Source organism: Castellaniella sp. S9, from assembly GCF_027257175.1.
Taxonomy (GTDB): domain Bacteria; phylum Pseudomonadota; class Gammaproteobacteria; order Burkholderiales; family Burkholderiaceae_B; genus Castellaniella.
The window spans coordinates 292,077-309,423 of the sequence record NZ_JAPFGD010000002.1 but is presented as its reverse complement, the minus strand read 5'-3'; the positions used below and the strand labels follow the sequence as shown (position 1 = coordinate 309,423).

General features: G+C 62.2%; 17 protein-coding genes and 2 tRNA genes. 14 read left to right on the top strand and 5 right to left on the bottom strand.

Going from position 1 to position 17,347, the window contains the following annotated elements:
* Window positions 1–67 precede the first annotated feature (67 nt).
* A complete protein-coding gene (locus OOZ48_RS04180) occupies window positions 68–1,507 on the bottom strand; it encodes a UbiD family decarboxylase (protein ID WP_269495951.1) in 1,440 nt (479 codons plus the stop codon).
* 315 nt (window positions 1,508–1,822) lie between these two features.
* On the opposite strand from OOZ48_RS04180, the gene OOZ48_RS04175 reads away from it, so the two are divergent.
* The 3 genes from OOZ48_RS04175 (at window position 1,823) to OOZ48_RS04165 (ending at window position 3,937) form a co-directional block, all read left to right on the top strand.
* Complete coding sequence (locus OOZ48_RS04175; RefSeq protein WP_269495950.1) at window positions 1,823–2,413, top strand: nucleotidyltransferase family protein; 591 nt, start codon at window positions 1,823–1,825, stop codon at window positions 2,411–2,413.
* 71 nt (window positions 2,414–2,484) lie between these two features.
* On the top strand, window positions 2,485–3,387 hold the full coding sequence (gene xerD, locus OOZ48_RS04170) for a site-specific tyrosine recombinase XerD (RefSeq protein ID WP_269495948.1): 903 nt from the start codon (window positions 2,485–2,487) through the stop codon (window positions 3,385–3,387).
* 43 nt (window positions 3,388–3,430) lie between these two features.
* Complete coding sequence (locus OOZ48_RS04165) at window positions 3,431–3,937, top strand: aminoacyl-tRNA deacylase (RefSeq protein ID WP_269495947.1); 507 nt, start codon at window positions 3,431–3,433, stop codon at window positions 3,935–3,937.
* Window positions 3,938–3,940: 3 nt separating this feature from the next.
* On the opposite strand, the gene OOZ48_RS04160 is transcribed toward OOZ48_RS04165, so the two are convergent.
* Together OOZ48_RS04160 and OOZ48_RS04155 are read right to left on the bottom strand one after the other, a co-directional pair.
* A tRNA-Arg gene (locus tag OOZ48_RS04160) sits at window positions 3,941–4,015 on the bottom strand.
* A gap of 92 nt (window positions 4,016–4,107) precedes the next feature.
* Window positions 4,108–4,983 (bottom strand): TrmB family transcriptional regulator, encoded by an 876-nt coding sequence (locus tag OOZ48_RS04155; RefSeq protein WP_269495946.1) that lies wholly within the window; start codon window positions 4,981–4,983, stop codon window positions 4,108–4,110.
* A gap of 101 nt (window positions 4,984–5,084) precedes the next feature.
* On the opposite strand from OOZ48_RS04155, the gene OOZ48_RS04150 reads away from it, so the two are divergent.
* The 7 genes from OOZ48_RS04150 (at window position 5,085) to OOZ48_RS04120 (ending at window position 11,499) form a co-directional block, all read left to right on the top strand.
* The gene (locus OOZ48_RS04150; RefSeq protein ID WP_269495944.1) at window positions 5,085–6,368 is read left to right on the top strand and encodes an ABC transporter substrate-binding protein; all 1,284 of its coding nucleotides are present in this window, start codon (window positions 5,085–5,087) and stop codon (window positions 6,366–6,368) included.
* Between the two features lie 60 nt (window positions 6,369–6,428).
* Window positions 6,429–7,328, top strand: a complete 900-nt coding sequence (locus OOZ48_RS04145; RefSeq protein ID WP_269495943.1) for a branched-chain amino acid ABC transporter permease — start codon at window positions 6,429–6,431, stop codon at window positions 7,326–7,328.
* Window positions 7,328–8,296, top strand: coding sequence for a branched-chain amino acid ABC transporter permease (locus tag OOZ48_RS04140; protein WP_269495942.1), 969 nt, complete (start codon window positions 7,328–7,330; stop codon window positions 8,294–8,296). The genes OOZ48_RS04145 and OOZ48_RS04140 overlap by 1 nt, the downstream gene beginning before the upstream one ends.
* Window positions 8,293–9,072 carry an ABC transporter ATP-binding protein gene (locus OOZ48_RS04135; protein WP_269495941.1) on the top strand — a complete coding sequence of 260 codons (780 nt, stop codon included), beginning with the start codon at window positions 8,293–8,295 and terminating at the stop codon, window positions 9,070–9,072. The genes OOZ48_RS04140 and OOZ48_RS04135 overlap by 4 nt, the downstream gene beginning before the upstream one ends.
* Window positions 9,065–9,712: an ABC transporter ATP-binding protein gene (locus OOZ48_RS04130; protein ID WP_269495940.1), complete on the top strand. Its 648-nt coding sequence runs from the start codon at window positions 9,065–9,067 to the stop codon at window positions 9,710–9,712. The genes OOZ48_RS04135 and OOZ48_RS04130 overlap by 8 nt, the downstream gene beginning before the upstream one ends.
* Window positions 9,713–9,766: 54 nt before the next feature.
* Complete coding sequence (locus OOZ48_RS04125; RefSeq protein ID WP_269495939.1) at window positions 9,767–10,735, top strand: carbon-nitrogen hydrolase family protein; 969 nt, start codon at window positions 9,767–9,769, stop codon at window positions 10,733–10,735.
* Window positions 10,736–10,887: 152 nt separating this feature from the next.
* A complete protein-coding gene (locus tag OOZ48_RS04120; RefSeq protein WP_269495938.1) occupies window positions 10,888–11,499 on the top strand; it encodes a DJ-1/PfpI family protein in 612 nt (203 codons plus the stop codon).
* Window positions 11,500–11,554: 55 nt separating this feature from the next.
* Here the strand turns inward: OOZ48_RS04120 and OOZ48_RS04115 are convergent.
* Window positions 11,555–11,626 (bottom strand) — tRNA-Arg (locus tag OOZ48_RS04115).
* A 165-nt stretch (window positions 11,627–11,791) separates the two neighbouring features.
* On the opposite strand from OOZ48_RS04115, the gene tsaE reads away from it, so the two are divergent.
* Both tsaE and OOZ48_RS04105 read left to right on the top strand, forming a co-directional pair.
* Complete coding sequence (gene tsaE, locus OOZ48_RS04110) at window positions 11,792–12,298, top strand: tRNA (adenosine(37)-N6)-threonylcarbamoyltransferase complex ATPase subunit type 1 TsaE (RefSeq protein WP_269495937.1); 507 nt, start codon at window positions 11,792–11,794, stop codon at window positions 12,296–12,298.
* Complete coding sequence (locus OOZ48_RS04105) at window positions 12,265–13,623, top strand: N-acetylmuramoyl-L-alanine amidase (RefSeq protein WP_269495935.1); 1,359 nt, start codon at window positions 12,265–12,267, stop codon at window positions 13,621–13,623. The genes tsaE and OOZ48_RS04105 overlap by 34 nt, the downstream gene beginning before the upstream one ends.
* A 21-nt stretch (window positions 13,624–13,644) precedes the next feature.
* Here the strand turns inward: OOZ48_RS04105 and OOZ48_RS04100 are convergent, their stop codons facing one another.
* Window positions 13,645–14,286 carry a VTT domain-containing protein gene (locus OOZ48_RS04100; protein WP_269495933.1) on the bottom strand — a complete coding sequence of 214 codons (642 nt, stop codon included), beginning with the start codon at window positions 14,284–14,286 and terminating at the stop codon, window positions 13,645–13,647.
* Window positions 14,287–14,415: 129 nt separating this feature from the next.
* Between OOZ48_RS04100 and mutL the strand changes: the two genes are divergently transcribed.
* Window positions 14,416–16,284: a DNA mismatch repair endonuclease MutL gene (gene mutL, locus OOZ48_RS04095; RefSeq protein WP_269496327.1), complete on the top strand. Its 1,869-nt coding sequence runs from the start codon at window positions 14,416–14,418 to the stop codon at window positions 16,282–16,284.
* A complete protein-coding gene (gene miaA, locus OOZ48_RS04090) occupies window positions 16,281–17,339 on the top strand; it encodes a tRNA (adenosine(37)-N6)-dimethylallyltransferase MiaA (protein ID WP_269495932.1) in 1,059 nt (352 codons plus the stop codon). Before mutL ends, miaA begins: the two co-directional genes overlap by 4 nt.
* Window positions 17,340–17,347 lie beyond the last annotated feature (8 nt).

Here is a 17,347-nt window from a genome sequence, read left to right as displayed (position 1 = left end):
ATAGTGGCCGATAAGCGAGGCGCTCTGCTGAAAAAGGTCAGTGGCATATGGACGGCAACCCGGCCGCCTATAGCCGATCGACATCGAAACAGGCATTCGGGGATATCACCTCGTCGAGATCGATGTCCTGCTCGCCCGGAATTCTGACCTTGGTGAATACATGCCCCTCGTAATGCACGGGGCGCGTGGCATCCAGGCCCATTTTGGCGCTGAGACCCTGAACCGTGGCATCGTCGGCGCCTTCCCCCTGCGATCGCGCGTAGAGCGTCGTCGACGGATCCAGCACGGATCCCTGGGCGCCGTGAACCACCACCAGGTCCCGGCTGGCCTGAAAACGGGTGGCCACCGCCCACTCCACCTGTTGCGGATCATGCACGTCGACATCCTCATCCACCACCACCACGTGCTTGATGTCGTAATGGGCGCCGAACGCGGCCAGGATCACGTTCTTCGGCAGGCCCTCATGGGTCTTGCGCAGCCTGATGTACAAGTGATAGCGGCAGACGCCGCCCACCGACAGATGCACGTCCTGGACTTGCGGATGGCTGGCTTGCAGATGGCCCAGCAAGGTCGCCTCCCGGGGGATGCCCCCCAGCAGCAGATGCTCCATCTCGGCCGGCACGATGGTGTGGTAGATCGGCCGTTCCCGGTGCGTGATCAGGTCGACCTCGATGACCTCGCGATGCTCTTTCTCGCTGTAGTATTTCGGGAATTCGCCGAAAGGCCCCTCCATGTGGCGCTCCATGGGCAATATGCGGCCTTCGATGACGATTTCCGAATGCGCGGGCACCCGCACATCATTGCTGAGGCATTTCACGACCTGCAAAGGGTCGGCGTGCAGGGCGCTGGCGATCTCGAGCTCGTCGTGATCGATCGGCGTAATGGCCTGGGAGGCCAGCAGCGTCAGCGGGTCCACCCCGATGACGATGGCGATGGGCAAGGCCTGGCCGGCGTCTTCGGCCGCCTTGTAGAAGGCATGCAGATGGCGCGGCAGCATCAGCAAGGCCATGTGCCTTTCGCCATGGACCTGGATGCGGTTGATCGACACATTCTGGATGCCGGTCGCGGGGTTGCGGGCGATCACCAGGCCCGCGGTGATGTAGGGGCCGGAATCATGCTCGCTGTGGGTCGGGATGGGCAGCAGGCGCCGCACGTCGACATCCCGGTGCACAATCTGCTGACACGGGGCGTCCTTTTCGATCTCGGCCCAAGGGCGGGGGTTTTCCGCCGCCCGCCGATAGCGCGCCAGCAGTTCGGATTGCGGCACCCCCATGGCTTCCGCGATCCAGGCGCGCTTTGACATGAATCCGGAAATAATGCCGATATCATGCCCGCCCGGCTTGGGAAAATACGCCGCCTTGCTGCCATCCAGCCGTTTGGCGATCGCCGCCAGGCGGTGCTGTAGCGGAATGCCGTCCTTCAGCGTCGCCAGACGATCTGTTTCGGCCAGATGCCGAAGCCAATCACGCAGGCTGTCGAAACGCTTGCCGGCATGCAACGGATTCATCCCTTTCCTCCTTTGCCTCGATATTTTTATATGTTTCGCAATCACTTTATTGCCGACCATATGTTCCATTCAGGCGATATATCGGCCCAGAATGAGATAATCGGATGAATCCGGCCAGGGATTGCTTGACTGATCGTTGAATTCAGTCTACAGGCGCACATCAATCAGCTCAAGTAATATATAATGATATTATCTATCAATTAGACTGATAATGACCGGCATGCCTTCGACCCTAATCGATCGGCCATTTTGGAATATGCTTCATCGGCCGTTTCGCCGTATATTGGCCATTATTATCAAGATCAAGGCGCTGTGATGAACGGGATCGTCGGATTGCTGCTGGCGGCCGGGCACGGGCGGCGCTTCGACCCTGCAGGCCAGGCCGACAAGCTGCTGCAGGCGCTGCCTGACGGTACGCTGGTGGCCCAGCAAAGCGCCCGTCGCCTGCGGACCGCGTGCTCGTCCGCCATTGCCGTCGTCGGGCCGGCGTCTTCGGACGCATTACGCCAGGTGCTGGCCGGCGAAGGCTGCGCCGTCGTCACCTGCGCGGCATCGGCCGACGGCATGGGACATTCCCTGGCATGCGGGGCGCAGACGGCGACCGATCAGGCGGCCGACGGACTGATCATTGCGCTGGCGGACATGCCGTTCGTCACGGCTGCGACCGTCGACGCCCTGGTGCAGGCATTGCGGTCCGGCGCCGGCATCGCCGTGCCGGCCATGGCCGGGCGCCGGGGCAATCCCGTGGGATTCGCCAGCCGCCATTTCAGCCAGCTGGCGCAGATGCGCGGCGACACGGGCGCCAAGACGCTGCTCAAGGCACACCCGATTCATGAGGTGACTGTGGACGACACCGGGATTTTCCGCGACATCGACACCCTCGGCGACTTGCCAGGACGAGCATAAGCCTGCAAGCTGACGGGCGAAGATCGCCCCAGGCGGCGCCGCCTGGGGCCCTTCCTGATCAAGCACGCGTTATGGCCGACACCATCACCCCATCCAGCATCGACGCCTTCCTCGACAGCCTATGGCTGGAGGACGGCCTGGCGGACAATACCCTGGCGGCCTACCGGCGCGACCTGTCCGCCTTCGCGCACTGGCTCGATGCGCAGACGGGGCGGCCGCCGGAATCCGCGCGCGCCGAGGACATCCAGTCCTGGTTCGCGGCCCAGCATGCCCACAGCAAGGCCAGCACCGCCAATCGGCGGCTGGCGGCGCTGCGCCGCTACTATTTATGGGCGCTGCGCCACGGCCTGTGCGCCCAGGATCCCTGCCTGGGCCTGCGCGGCGCCCGTCAGCCGGCCCGCTTCCCCAAGACGCTGTCCGAGGCGCAGGTGGAGGCGCTGCTGGCCGCGCCCGATGTGAACGGCACGCTGGGGCTGCGCGACCGCGCCATGATCGAAACCCTCTATGCCACGGGGCTGCGCGTCAGCGAACTGGTCGGCCTGGCCGTCCAGGACACCAGCCTGGACGAGGGCGTGCTGCGAGTGGTCATGGGGAAAGGGGGCAAGGACCGCCTGGTGCCCCTGGGCGAGGAGGCTTTGTACTGGATCCAGGAATACCTGGCCCGGGGCCGGCCCGCCTTGCTGGGCACACGGCCCTGCGATGCACTGTTCGTGACGGGGCGTGGGGCGGGCATGAGCCGCCAGTCCTTCTGGCTGCTGATCCGCAAATATGCGGCGCAGGCCGACATTCGCGTGCCCTTGTCGCCCCACGTGCTGCGTCATGCCTTTGCTACGCATCTGCTCAATCACGGCGCCGACCTGCGCGTGGTGCAGATGCTATTGGGCCATGCCGACATTTCCACCACCCAGATCTACACCCACGTGGCGCGTGAACGCCTCAAGACCCTGCATGCGCAGCACCATCCGCGCGCCTGAGCCCGCTCGCGTCCTTTTTTCAGAACCAGAACATCCCGGCCCCATGTCCAAATCCCGGCATACGTCAGAAACCCCCGCCACCCATTGGCTGCGCCAGCAGAACATCCCCTTCGGCGAACACCCCTACGACTATGTGGATCACGGCGGCGCCCGCGAGGCGGCGCGCCAGCTCGGCGTGCCGCCCCATCAGGTCGCCAAGACGCTGATCATGGAGGACGAGCAGGGCCGCCCGCTGATCGTGATCATGCATGGCGACTGCGAGGTCTCGACCAAGAACCTGGCGCGCCAGACCGGCGCCAAGAAAATCGGTCCCTGCGCCCCCGATACCGCCCAGCGCCATTCGGGCTACCAGGTGGGCGGCACCTCGCCCTTTGCCACGCGCAAGCGCATGCCGGTGTGGTACGAGGATACCTTGATGACATATCCCGAAATCTACGTCAACGGGGGGCGGCGCGGCTATCTGATCCGCATTGCGCCGGACGTCCTGTCGCGCGCGCTGGGCGCCCGGCCGGTGCATGTCGCATTGGAACGGGACGACGGCCGAGAGTGAATGTGGCGTCTCCTGCAGGAATCGAACCTGCAATCTTCCCTTAGGAGGGGAAAGTTATATCCATTTAACTAAGGAGACAGGGCCGATCATTATAAAGGAATGCACGGACGGGCTCCGCGCACAATGGCGCGATGCCCAGCTTTTCACCGCCCATGTCTGTCATCCCAGCACTACACTGCGCTCTCCGGGATACTGGCAGACCACAGCGAATCAAAGAGCGTCTTTTGCAGACCCGCAAATTCTTTACTCTGTATAAGCATTGCAAAATTCTCTCGCTTCGATGAAATATAAGCCACCTTGTCGTCATAGACATAGCTGGTCATCGTAAATGAAGTGGCTACTGGCGAAAAACGGACCTCCCGGAGTTCTTCGACCGAGCTAGGCCAAATCCCCTCTTCGATTTCTTCGCTCGCACTGCGCACAACCCGCAGCCTGATGCCCGCACCTATGCGGCGCTGGATGTGCTCTTGCATGAACTGCCTGCCTGGGACATTGAGAAGTTCGACCATGGACAGAATTCCGCAAAGCTCACCAGAGTGGCAACTGAGGCTCTCATTGAGCACGGTAGTAATACCATCGATCCCAGAGTAGTAGCGAACTCGTGGCTTCAACAGCGAGTGGCTATAAATGGCCTGTATCTCCGGCAAGGCTTCTTCGACCTGCCGCCTGCGCTGCTCAGCATTACGCAGCAAAACCACCGGATCCTCTGCGACGACATATGTCTTGTTCGACTTCTCGATCTGATTGAGCAGGCCCTCTCTTATCAAACTACTAAAAATATCGTAAGCGGTGGTCCTTCCGATGCCCGCATGCTTGGCCACATCCGTGACAGACGCCTCACCAAGGGCTAACGCCGCGAGGTAGAAATCCCCTCTTTTTCCCGAAATACCCAAGCGGTCAAGCAAATGTGATATAGCCATGTATTTTCCGTCAGAAAAAATTGACAGGTATATTGTGTCATAAAATATCGACAGAAAAAATATGACAACACCTAGCGTAAACCCCAATATTTGCAACAGATTTACGAGGATAATATTGGTATACATCGATTCTATAAGTGTCGATTGACATTGACGATACGTATTTCATCTCTGAACCCGAGGCTCGGCTGGCCACAAGACCGGCTCACGTTCACAAGAGGAACCCAATGAGAATTCAGAAACAACTTCCGGCGGTCTTGGCCGTCGGTTTCGCTTTTGGCGTTGCCATGCCGTTAACGTCGTCAGCCGCCGAGCCGCTCAAGGTAGGCCTGGTATCGTTCTTTTCCGGGCCTGTTTCAGGCCCCGTCGGCATCCCGTCCCGCAACGGCGCAGACCTCATCATCGAGGCTATCAACGCCGGCAAGCTGCCTGCTCCCTATTCCGGCATCGGCATTGGCGGACGCCTCATCGAACCCACCTATGTCGATGAAGCGGTAGAGCCCGTCAGCGAGTATCGCAATCTGGTTCAACGTCAAGGTGTTGATGCGGTCATTGGCTATGCGTCATCCGGCTCATGCCTGGGTGTCGCCCCGATAGCCGAAGAACTCAAAACACTCACGCTCTTGTACTACTGCGGTTCCGTTCGGACCTTTGAAGAAGGTCCCAAAAAATATGTGTTCCGAACCATGAACTCCCAAGACGTGGAGAATATCGCCGCCGCCCGCTACGTCCTCAGTACCAACAAAGATGTCAAAGCGGTATCGGGCATCAACCAGAACTACGGCTGGGGCCAGGAGTCGTGGCGCGACTTCACCAAAACTCTGCAACAACTGAAGCCAGACATCCAAGTCGAAACCGCGCTATTTCCAAAAATCTTCGCAGGCCAGTACGGAGCAGAAATTACAGCGCTCTCGCGGAACCCGACCGACATCATCCACTCCAGCTTTTGGGGCGGCGACCTTGATGCCTTCATTCTCCAGGCCGCACCGCGCAGTCTGCTCAAGAAACAGACCGCCGTACTCACCACAGGCGGCACGGCCATGCGTAGCCTGAGCAAGCAGATTCCCGACGGGACCATCATCGGCGTGCGCGGTAACGGCGGCGTGCTGGCGCCTGAATCCGATTTCAATAACTGGTTTCGAGATGCTTACGAAAAGAAATACGGCGAACAGCCCAGCTTCCCCGCGTACTACATGGGACAAGCCGTATTGGCTCTGAAGGCCGCTGGCGACAAAGCCTACGCCGCCACACAAAAAGCCCCATCGGTCGACGAGATCCGGGAGGCATTGGTCGGGCTGACCTACGAGACCCCCGCCGGTCCTATAGCCATGGCGCGGCACAATGGCCATCAGGCAGCCACTGATATCGCCTACGGCACATTCAAACTCGAAGACGGCAAACCGACGCTGATTAATGTCAAACGCTACACGCCTGAATGCGTCATCGCACCCGAAGGCACGAAAAGCCTGGACTGGATCGAAGCCGGTTTCCCTGGCGCCAAATGTGACTAAAACATGAACTTTGCCGGGCCGGCCTCAGCCCGGCAAAGCTCTGCTTAGCGGAATTTTTCAATGATTACCCTCTTGGCTATCTTTATTGATGGCTTTATCTACGCATCGTGGCTGTTCATCATGGCCACGGGTCTCACGCTTATCTACGGCGTAATGCGCATCCTGAATATGGCCCACGGAAGCTTCTATGCAATTGGGGCCTATGTATCAGCTTCACTCGTGGGCTGGTATTTCAGCCTCAACAATGCGCCTGCCGCAGGGAGCTTCGCCATCATGGTCATAGGCGCACTGGCCACCGGCATGGTGGCCGGTCTGGCTGTCGAACGGGGCGTGCTCCGGTTTCTCCATGGCCGTGACGAGGTCGTGATGGTGCTAGTGACTTTCGGCCTGCTGCTCATGTTCGAGGATCTGATCAAGATGATTTGGGGGGTGCAGTCCTACTATGCCTACGAGCCCTATTCCCTGCTCGGAAGCACCGACATCGACGCGCTTACTTTTGTCAACTATGACTTGGCCATGATCTTGGTGGCCGCCATTGTGGCCATCGCACTATGGTGGGGCCTGAACCGCACCCGCTGGGGCAAACTGCTGCGCGCCATCGTAGAAGATCGCGAAATGGCCATTGCCATGGGGATCAATGTGAACCGCCTGTTTGCCATAACCTTCGCCATTGGCGCCGGGCTGGGCGCGCTGGCGGGCGGACTGATTGCTCCTGCCACGGCGGTCACGCCAGGACTAGGCATCGAAGTCATTGTATTGGCGTTTGCGGTGGTGGTCACTGGAGGGCTTGGCAGCATCCAGGGCGCCCTGATCGGCGCCATCATGATCGGCCTGTCCCGGGCCGCCGCCGTCAACTTGTTCCCGGAGGCTGAGCTCTTCGTGATTTATGCCGTCATGGCCCTGGTGCTGGTTTTTCGGCCCCGTGGGCTATTCGCGCTTTCCAATGCCCGGAGGATCTGATGCGAACGAGCGATAGAACGCCATTGGCCATCGTAGTCATCACAATACTGCTGGCCGCCGGCGTCCTCGTATTTCCGGACTGGCTCTCGGCGACTGTCGTCACCGTCATCGCCAAGGCGCTAGTAGTCGTCGGTGTCGTTGTTTTGATGCGCAGCGCGCTGGTGTCATTTGGCCAGGGGCTGTACTACTGCATTGGTGGATATGTCGTCGGCCTGGGCGGCCATATGCTGAACATCACGGATATGCTTGGTCTGATTGTGCTGGCCGCCTTTGTCGGTCTAATCTGCGGCTGTGTGCTGGGCTTGCTGATGAGCCGTTACCGCGATATCTTTTTTGCCATGTTCAGTCTCGCATTGGCGATGATTCTCTACGGTCTGCTATCACGCTCTCAGGCTCTCGGCAGCACCGACGGCTTCAACGTTGTGCCACCAACCCTGCTTGGCTTCGAACTAAGCCACCAGCAGGCGAACCTTGCTTTATATCTCATCACCTGCGCCGTGGCGGCCACTATCGCTTATGCAATGCACCGCTATTTCCAATCCCCTCTTGGATACGCGGGACGAGCGATCGCTGATAATGAAATTCGAGTCGAGTATCTGGGTTTCTCCCCCAGCAGGGTGCTCTACGGCAACTATGTCATCGCCTCGGTGCTTGCCGCTGTCGGCGGTGCGGTCATGGCGCTGAATTACGGCCATGTCGGACCCGACATGGCCTACTGGACCCAATCCGGAGAATTTCTTTTTATCGGCCTGATGGGCGGCTCTGGCAACGTCCTGGCATCTTTCCTCGGATCGGCGGTATTTGAAACCGTGCGCACCTATGCACTCGAACTGGCGCCTGATGCCTGGCATCTGATACTGGGCACGGTACTCGTCCTTATCGTATGTTTTCTACCCGGGGGGCTTTGGTCTCTCATACGTCCGACTCCTTCGAGCCGTACATCCGATACAGCAAAGGAGCTCGCATGAGCCCGATACTGCAGGTGAGCAATCTCAATCGGACTTTCGGCGCCGTCATTGCCGCATCCGATATCAATCTCTCCATCTTCGATCAAGAAACCGTTGCCATCATCGGCTCAAACGGAGCAGGTAAAACCACTTTCGTGAATATGGTGTCGGGCTACCTGAAGCCATCCAGCGGCATTATCCAGTTCAAGGAACAAGATATCACCGGTCTGCCACCTAGAGGGGTCTGCAAAGCAGGGTTATGCCGTTCATTTCAAGTGGCGCAATTATTCCCCGCTCTGACGGTACTGGAAAACATGATGATCGCCTTTGCGATGCTGCATGTTGGATACAGCAGTTTCTTCAACGCCCTCGACAACCGCACGTCCCGAAGCCAGAGCCTGGAGGTGCTCAAGAATTTCGGCATTGCCGATCATGCTGACGCCAAGGTCGGCGCGCTTGCCCAAGGGGTCCGGAAACTGCTGGATATCTCTATGGCCATGGTTTCCCGGCCTGCCCTGTTGCTGCTTGACGAGCCCACCAGCGGTGTAGCCATTGATGAGAAATTTGCGCTCATGGAAGCGGTTATGACGGGCGTGCGGGAATCAGGGGCAGCAGTCATGTTCATCGAACACGATATGGAAATCGTCTCACGCTACGCGAACCGCACCATCGCTTTCTACGAAGGCACAGTCATTGCCGATGGTGCCACGCCGGCTGTTCTATCCGATGAACGGGTCCGGAAATTCATTGTCGGTGAAATACAGGAGGCGGCTATTGCCGCAACAGGTCATGATTGAAATCAGCGACCTCAGCGCCTCCATACAAGGCACCCCGATTCTGCGCAATGTAAGCCTGTCAGTCCCGCGTGGCCAAATGGTCGGACTCATTGGCCGCAACGGTGCCGGCAAGACCACGCTGATGCGCTGCATCATGGGCTTGCTCAAGCCAACCGCTGGCCAGATCAAGATCAACCAGACCGTCGCCACCGACCTTGAAGGGTTCTGGCGAGCGCACAACAAAGTCGGATACATGCCGGAAGACCGCCGTCTCGTGGCGAATCTTTCAGTTGAGGAAAACATTCTTCTACCCGCTTGGGCGACAAAGCTCGACAACCCGGCAAAAAAGCTCCAGGAAATTTACGAGCTTATGCCCGAAGTCGCAGAATTCGCACCGAGGCTGGCCGCCAGCCTCAGCGGCGGCCAGCAAAAACTGGTGGCTATGGCGCGCGCCCTGCTGGTGGGCCAGGAGGTCCTGCTCCTCGACGAACCATTCGAAGGTGTCGCGCCCACGCTATGCAAGCGGTTGATCGAAGTGATCATGGCGCTCAAAGGCCAGGACATGTCTGTGCTGATTTCTGAATCTGACTACACCTATACGCGAAACATGGTTGACAGATCGTACGCCATTGAGCGCGGCAGTGTAACAACAGGTAAGTAAGTGGGGTGCGGCCTCAACCCGAACCCCGAACGTATTGTTATTAGAGGAACTATCATGAACACGATGAAAGCGGCGGTCATACAGGCCGGATCCGTAGCCTTCAATCTCGAAGCCACTTTGCAAAAGCTCGAACAATTGGTCGCTGAAGCCGCTCGAGGCGGCGCGAAGCTGGCCGTCCTACCCGAAGCCTTTGTCTCGGCCTACCCAAAATGGCTAGACTTCGGCTGCCGTGTTGGACAGCGTCGACCCGAAGGCAGAGAGGATTTCCGGCGCTACTGGGCCAGTTCCATCGAGGTCCCCGGCCAGGAAACCGCTCGTATTGGGGCCCTAGCGCGCGAACATGACCTGTATCTGGTACTCGGGGTCATCGAACGCGATGGCATGACTTTGTATTGCACTGTGCTTTTCTTCTCGCCCGAAGGCAAGCTGCTGGGAAAACATCGCAAACTCATGCCCACCGCCAGCGAACGACTGGTCTGGGGCTTTGGCGACGGATCCACCCTCGCGGCCTTCGACACACCATTTGGCAAGCTCGGTGCCGTCATCTGCTGGGAAAACTACATGCCGTTATTGCGCATGTCGATGTACTCAAAAGGTGTCACCCTATACTGCACACCCACGGCTGACGACCGTGATACCTGGCTACCGACCGTACAGCATATTGCACTAGAAGGACGCTGTTTCGTGCTGTCTTCTTGCCAGGTCATGCGCCGCAAAGACTTTCCCGAAGACTACGACATCGGAGCCGAGCTCGAACCCGATGCCGTCATGATGCGCGGAGGCAGCTGCATCATCGGACCATTGGGACAAGTTCTAGCCGGCCCCGTCTTCGACGAACAAACCATTCTGTATGCGGACCTTGACCTCGACGAGGTCGCACGCAGCCGACTCGACTTTGATGCAATCGGCCATTATTCGCGACCCGACATATTCAAGCTGATCGTTGACGAACGGCCACAGAATGTCGTCTCGTTCACGAACGAAAAACAGGCACTACATGAGGAAAACGACATAGTGGCCTGAGTTCGGCCGCCCTTTGCTCCCAGCGGACACAGGGCTGCGAACCCTCGTACCCCCCAATTGGACCATCGAGGCCTTTATGATTTGAGCTTCTCCAGCAGCCGACGCCTCGACACGGCCGATGGGCTGCTTGGACCTCCTTTGAAGTCAATGATATGAAAGTGAAAATTCTTGTGTTCGACGGCTGCGAAGAACTCGATGCTCTGGCCCCGTACGAGGTGCTGAAAAGCGCCACCTCGATCGCCAAGGCCGACTTTGAAATCGAGCTTGCCACTCTGCATGGTCAAACCGAAATTACGGCCGCCCACGGTTTGCGCCTTCGGGTAGACACAGCCCTCAGTCTCGAAGAAAAGCTCGATATCCTGGTTGTTCCCGGCGGAGGGTGGGCTAAGGTCGATGCCTCCGTGGGCACAAGAGCCGAGGTCCGGCGCGGGGAGATTCCGGACGCAATCGCCACTCTCCATCGATCCGGCACGCTTATTGCGGGCGTCTGTACAGGCGCCATGCTGATCGCTGCGGCGGGCTTACTCAAGTCGCGCCCTGGCATCACCCATGCGATCGCCCTCAAGGATCTTGCAGCTCAAGGCACAGAGATCATCCGCGCCCGTGTGGTGGATGATGGTGACATTATTACCTCTGCCGGTGTCACGTCCGGCCTGGAACTCGCACTATGGCTGATCGAACGATATGCAGGATCACACGTCGCACACAGAGTCGAAACCTACCTCGAATATGAACGCCGCGGAACCGTATGGCGGCGCCAATAAAAACAGACTGGCCATGGTCGCGAGTCAAAACCCACTCATAGGGAAACACAGAGGGCGTCTCCTGCAGGAATCGAACCTGCAATCTTCCCTTAGGAGGGGAAAGTTATATCCATTTAACTAAGGAGACGGACCCACGATTATAAAGGAAAGCCCCGCCGCGCCCGCCGCCTGGCGCCGGCCGCGGGCTGTCTTGGCGCATCGCGGCGACGCGTACAATGGCGCAGTTTTCGCGACGTCCGCCCGGGCGGCCGGCTGCCCAAGCCGCCGCTCGCCGTTTCCACAGAGGCCCGCCATGTCCCGCCCTTCCGCCACCCTGACCCTGACGCTGGCCGATGAGGCCGCCACCGTTGCTCTGGCACAACGACTTGCGCATCTGTTGCGCGGCGACGACGCCGCAGAACGCCCGCCCGGCGGGCGCATTCACTTGCGAGGCGAGCTGGGGACAGGGAAAACCACGCTTGCGCGCGCCCTGCTGAGAGCCTCCGGAATCCAGGGACGAATCAAAAGTCCGAGCTACGCCCTGCTTGAAAGCTATAATATTTCTAACTTATACTTCTATCACTTTGATTTCTATAGATTTAGCGATGCCCAGGAATGGCAGGATGCGGGCTTCCGAGAATTATTCGACGAAAACGCCATCATCCTGATCGAATGGCCCGAGCAGGCCGGGACTCGCCTCCCCCCCCCTGACCTGGACATTTTGCTGGAACATGCCGGCACCGGCCGCCGCGCATCCATCGACGCCTACAGCGACAAAGGACGACTATGGCTGACGCAACTGACTCCGTCCGGACCCTGAGTCCTCAGGCCGACCCCCTGCGGCGCAAGCTGATCTCGGGGGGCGTCGCGCTGCTTCTGCTGCCCGTCATCCCGCGCCTGGCCCACGCCGCAACCATCCTGGCGGTGCGCACCTGGCCGGCCGACGAATACACGCGCGTGACTCTCGAGATGGATTCCGAGCTGAAGGCCGAGCACTTCGTGCTCGACAATCCCTACCGGCTGGTCGTCGACATCGACGGCCTGAGCATGAGCCGCGCCATCAACGAGCTGGTGTCCAAGGTCCGCCCCAACGATCCCTACATTCAAACCGTGCGGGTGGCCCAGAATCGGCCCAATGTGGTCCGGCTGGTGTTCGACCTGAAGCAGGACATCGCGCCGCAGGTCTTCACGCTCAAGCCGGTGGGCGAATACAAGTACCGGCTGGTCCTCGACCTGTACCCCAAGATCGCCCAGGATCCCCTGCTGGCCCTCCTAAAGGACGCACAGAACGATCCGCTGGCGGGCATCCTGGACGAACTGGCACAGAACGGGCCGATGGCCGAGGCGCCGATCCCCTCGGTCGAGGGCCAGAAGCTGCCCCCGCCGGTCGCCCGCAGCGCGCCCGAGCCCGTGATCCCCGCGCCGTCGCCGTCCAGGCGCGACCGCCCCATCCTCATCGCCCTGGACCCGGGCCATGGCGGCGAGGATCCCGGCGCCATCGGCCGGCGCGGCACACGGGAAAAGGACATCGTCCTGCAGATCGCCAAGCGCCTCAAGGCGATCATCGACGCGCAACCCAACATGCGCGCCTACCTGACGCGCGACCGCGACTATTTCGTGCCCCTGCACGTGCGGGTGCAGAAGGCGCGCCGCGTGAAGGCCGACCTGTTCATCTCGATCCACGCCGACGCCTGGATCAAGCCCTCGGCGCGCGGCTCGTCGGTCTGGGCGCTGTCCCAGCACGGCGCCACCAGTTCCGCCGCGCGCTGGCTGGCCAAGAAGGAAAACGACGCCGACCTGATCGGCGGCGTGAACCTGGGCGCCCACAACCAGCAGGTGGCCAAGGTGCTGCTGGACTTGTCCACCGGCGCGCAGATCAATGATTCGATCAAGGTGGGCTCTCGGGTCCTGAGCGAAATCGGCAAGATCAACCGCCTGCACAAGAACCGCATCGAACGCGCCGGATTCGCCGTGCTCAAGGCGCCCGACATCCCTTCGATCCTGGTCGAAACCGCCTTCATCAGCAACCCCGAGGAGGAGCGCCTGCTGCGCAGTCCCCAGCACCAGCAGCGCATCGCCCAGGCCATGTTGAAGGGCGTGCAGGATTATTTCGCCGCCAGCCCGGCGCTCGCGCGACGCGCGTAAAGCGCGCCGCAGGCAGGGGGATTATCGATCAGCCGGCCGCCGGCGCAGGAGCTTCCACAGCAGCCCCAGCGCCGCCGGCACCGCGGCGGCGCTCACACCGATCAGCACGATAGTGTTGAGGTGATCCTTGATGAAGGGCACATGGCCGAAAAAATAGCCTAGAGCGATCAGACCGGCGATCCAGGCCGCGGCCCCGATCATGTTGTAGAACTGGAAGCGTAGGGCATTCATCGCGGCCACGCCGGCGACAAAGGGCGCGAAGGTCCGGAACAGAGGCAGGAAGCGCGACAGCACGATGGTCTTGCCGCCATGCTTTTCATAGAATGCGTGGGTCTTCAGCAGCGCCTTGCGATCGAGGAAACGGTAGTCCTTCTCGAAGACCTTGGGCCCGATGGCACGCCCGACGGCGTAATTGACGGTATTGCCCAAGACTGCGGCGGCCAGCAGGATCGCGCCCAGCAGGACGGGATCCAGCTGGCCCGAGGCGCCGAAGGCCCCCGCGATGAACAGCAGCGAATCGCCCGGCAGGAACGGCAGGATCACCAAGCCGGTCTCGCCAAAGATGATCAGCGCCAGGATCAGGTAGATCCAGGACCCATATTGCACGACCCAGAAGCCCAGCGACTGGTCGATGTGCAGGATCAGATGAAAGCATTCCGCCATGTTGTCCTTTGGTGTCCCTCTGAACAAGTCGAGCGACAGGCAGGCGCTGCGGATTTGCGGGGGATTTTCGATCCAGAATCATAAACCGTTTAAACTGGCTGGATCGTCATGCCCTCGCTGCTCGTCCCGATGTCCGACCGCCGTTCGATCTCTCCCCTGCCCGACACCCTGATCAGCCAGATCGCCGCGGGCGAGGTGATCGAGCGCCCGGCATCGGTCCTGAAGGAACTGCTGGAGAACGCTTTGGACGCCGGCGCGCGGGCCATCGAGGTTCGCCTCGACGGCGGCGGCATCCGCCGCATCCTGGTCAGCGACGACGGCTCAGGCATCCCGCCCGCCGAACTGCCGCTGGCCCTGCAGCGGCACGCGACCAGCAAGGTCCGCTCACTGGCGGAACTGGAATCGGTCGCCTCCATGGGATTCCGCGGCGAGGCGCTGGCCTCGATCGCCTCGGTCGCGCGCCTGGCCCTCACCTCGCGCACCGCGGGCGACACCCAGGCCTGGCGGATCACGGCCGAATCGACGACACCGGAAGCCGCCGCCGGCCCGGTCGGGACGCGCGTCGAGGTGCGCCAGCTGTTCGATCACATTCCGGCCCGCCGCAAATTCCTGCGCACGGAGGCCACCGAATACGCGCACTGCATCGAGGCCGTCGAACGCATCGCGCTCGCCCACCCCGAGGTGGCCATCCGGGTGTTCCATAACGACAAGCCGCAGCGCAACTGGCCCCCCAGCACCCCCGAAAACCGGATCCGCGACGTGCTGGGCGAGGCATTCGACGAGCAAAGCCTGCCGGTGTCGGCCGTCCAGGGCTTGATCGCCCTCGGGGGCCGCATCACCCGGCCGACCTTCGCCCGCAACCGGGCCGACCGCCAGTACCTGTACGTGAACGGCCGCTACGTGCGCGACCGCACCGTCTCGCACGCCGTGCGCCAGGCCTACGCCGACGTGCTGCACGGCGACCGCCAGCCCGCCTACGTGCTGTTCCTGACCCTGGACCCGGCCACGGTGGACGTGAACGTGCACCCGGCCAAGCACGAGGTGCGCTTCCGCGACAGCGGTGCCGTCCACCGGTACGTCGCGCAGGCCCTCGGCCAGGCGCTGGCGCAGCACGGCGGCGCCGCCGGCCCCGGCGCGGCGCAGGCCCCGCCGGCACCCACGGGCGGCGATCCCGCCTGGCGCGCTGCAGACCCGGACCGGACCTCGGAATGGACAGGGGCCGCGGCCGGCGCGCCCGCCGCCCGCCCGCCCGCCAGTTCCCCGTCAGCCGCCCCGCCCTGGGGCCAGCAGCGCTTCAGCCTGAACGAGCCGGCAGCCGCCGTCGATTGGCGTCGCCTCTACCGCCCGCTGGATGCCGAGCCGCCCACAGCAGCCCCGCATCCGGCGCCGCAGGCGGCGGCACCCGACCCCGGCGAACTGCCGCTGGGCATGGCGCTGGGCCAGCTGCACGGCATCTACATCCTCGCGCAGAATGCCCGGGGCCTGATCCTGGTGGACATGCACGCGGCGCACGAACGGGTCGTCTACGAAGCCCTGAAGCAGGCGATGGACGGCGCGCCGCTGCCCGCACAAGAACTGCTGGTCCCCGTGGTGTTCAGCGCCAGCCCCACCGAGATGGCGCTGGCCGAGGCCGAGCAGGACACCCTCGACGCCCTGGGGCTGCGCATCCGTCCGACCGGCCCGGCCTCTCTGGCGGTGCGGGCGGTGCCCGCCCTCCTGGCGCAAGGCGACATCGAGGCGCTGGCACGCGGCGTCCTGGCCGATCTCGAACGCATCGGCCATTCGGCCCGCCTGACCGAACAACGCAACGAGCTGCTGTCCACCATGGCGTGCCACGGCGCCGTGCGCGCCAACCGGCGCCTGGGCATCGACGAGATGAACGCCCTGCTGCGCCAGATGGAGCGCACCGAACGCGCCGACCAGTGCAACCACGGGCGGCCCACCTGGTTTCAATGGAGCATGGGCGACCTGGACAAGCTGTTCATGCGCGGCCAATGACGCGGCAGTCCGCCCAGGCCGTTCGGGGCGCATTTCCAGGAAGCGCGGCGCCGGACTCCGACGATGCCGACCCCGCCGCTCCCACGCTGATCTGCCTGGCCGGGCCGACGGCGTCGGGCAAGTCCGCCGCGGCTCTCGCGCTGGCGCAGCGCTGGCCCATCGAGATCATTGCGATGGATTCGGCCACCATCTATCGCGGCATGGACATCGGCACCGCCAAACCGTCGCCGTCCGAACGGGCGCGGATCCCGCACCACCTCATCGACATCCGCGATCCGGCCCAGGCCTATTCGGCGGCGGAGTTCGCGGAGGACGCCGGCTCGCTGGCGCGCGAGATCCGGGCACGGGGGCGCATTCCATTGTTGTGTGGCGGCACCATGCTCTACTACAAGGCGCTGCGCGAGGGCTTGCACGCGCTGCCGCAGGCCGACCCGGCGCTGCGCCGGACCATCGACGCGGAGGCCCAGGCCCGGGGCTGGCCCGCCCTGCATGCCGAACTGGCGCGCGTCGACCCGCAAACCGCGGCCCGCCTGGCCCCCAACGACAGCCAGCGGCTGCAGCGGGCGCTCGAGATCTGGCGCGGCAGCGGGCGCAGCATGAGCCAATGGCTGCGCGAGACGCCGGACCCGCCGCTGCCCGGCTGGCGGCACGTCACCCTCAGCCTGGAACCCACGGACCGCGCCTGGCTGCATGCCCGCATCGCGCGGCGCTACGGCGCCATGATCGAGGCCGGCCTGGTGGACGAGGTGCGCGCCCTGCATGCGCGCGGCGACCTGCATCCGGGCCTGCCTTCGATCCGCTGCGTGGGCTACCGGCAGGTCTGGGACTTTCTGGACGGGGAATGCACGCAGGAACAGGCGATCGAACGGGCCGTTGCCGCCACGCGCCAACTGGCCAAGCGCCAGATCACCTGGCTGCGCGGCTTGCCTGGACGCCTGGCGACCCCGTGCGATGCCGCGGACGCCGCGGAACGCGTGGTGGACGCCTTTGCGCGGGTGTGCGCCGAACGCCGGTCGTCACCCGGCCGGGGCCCGTCGCGGCCCGACCCGGCGTAGCGACCGGC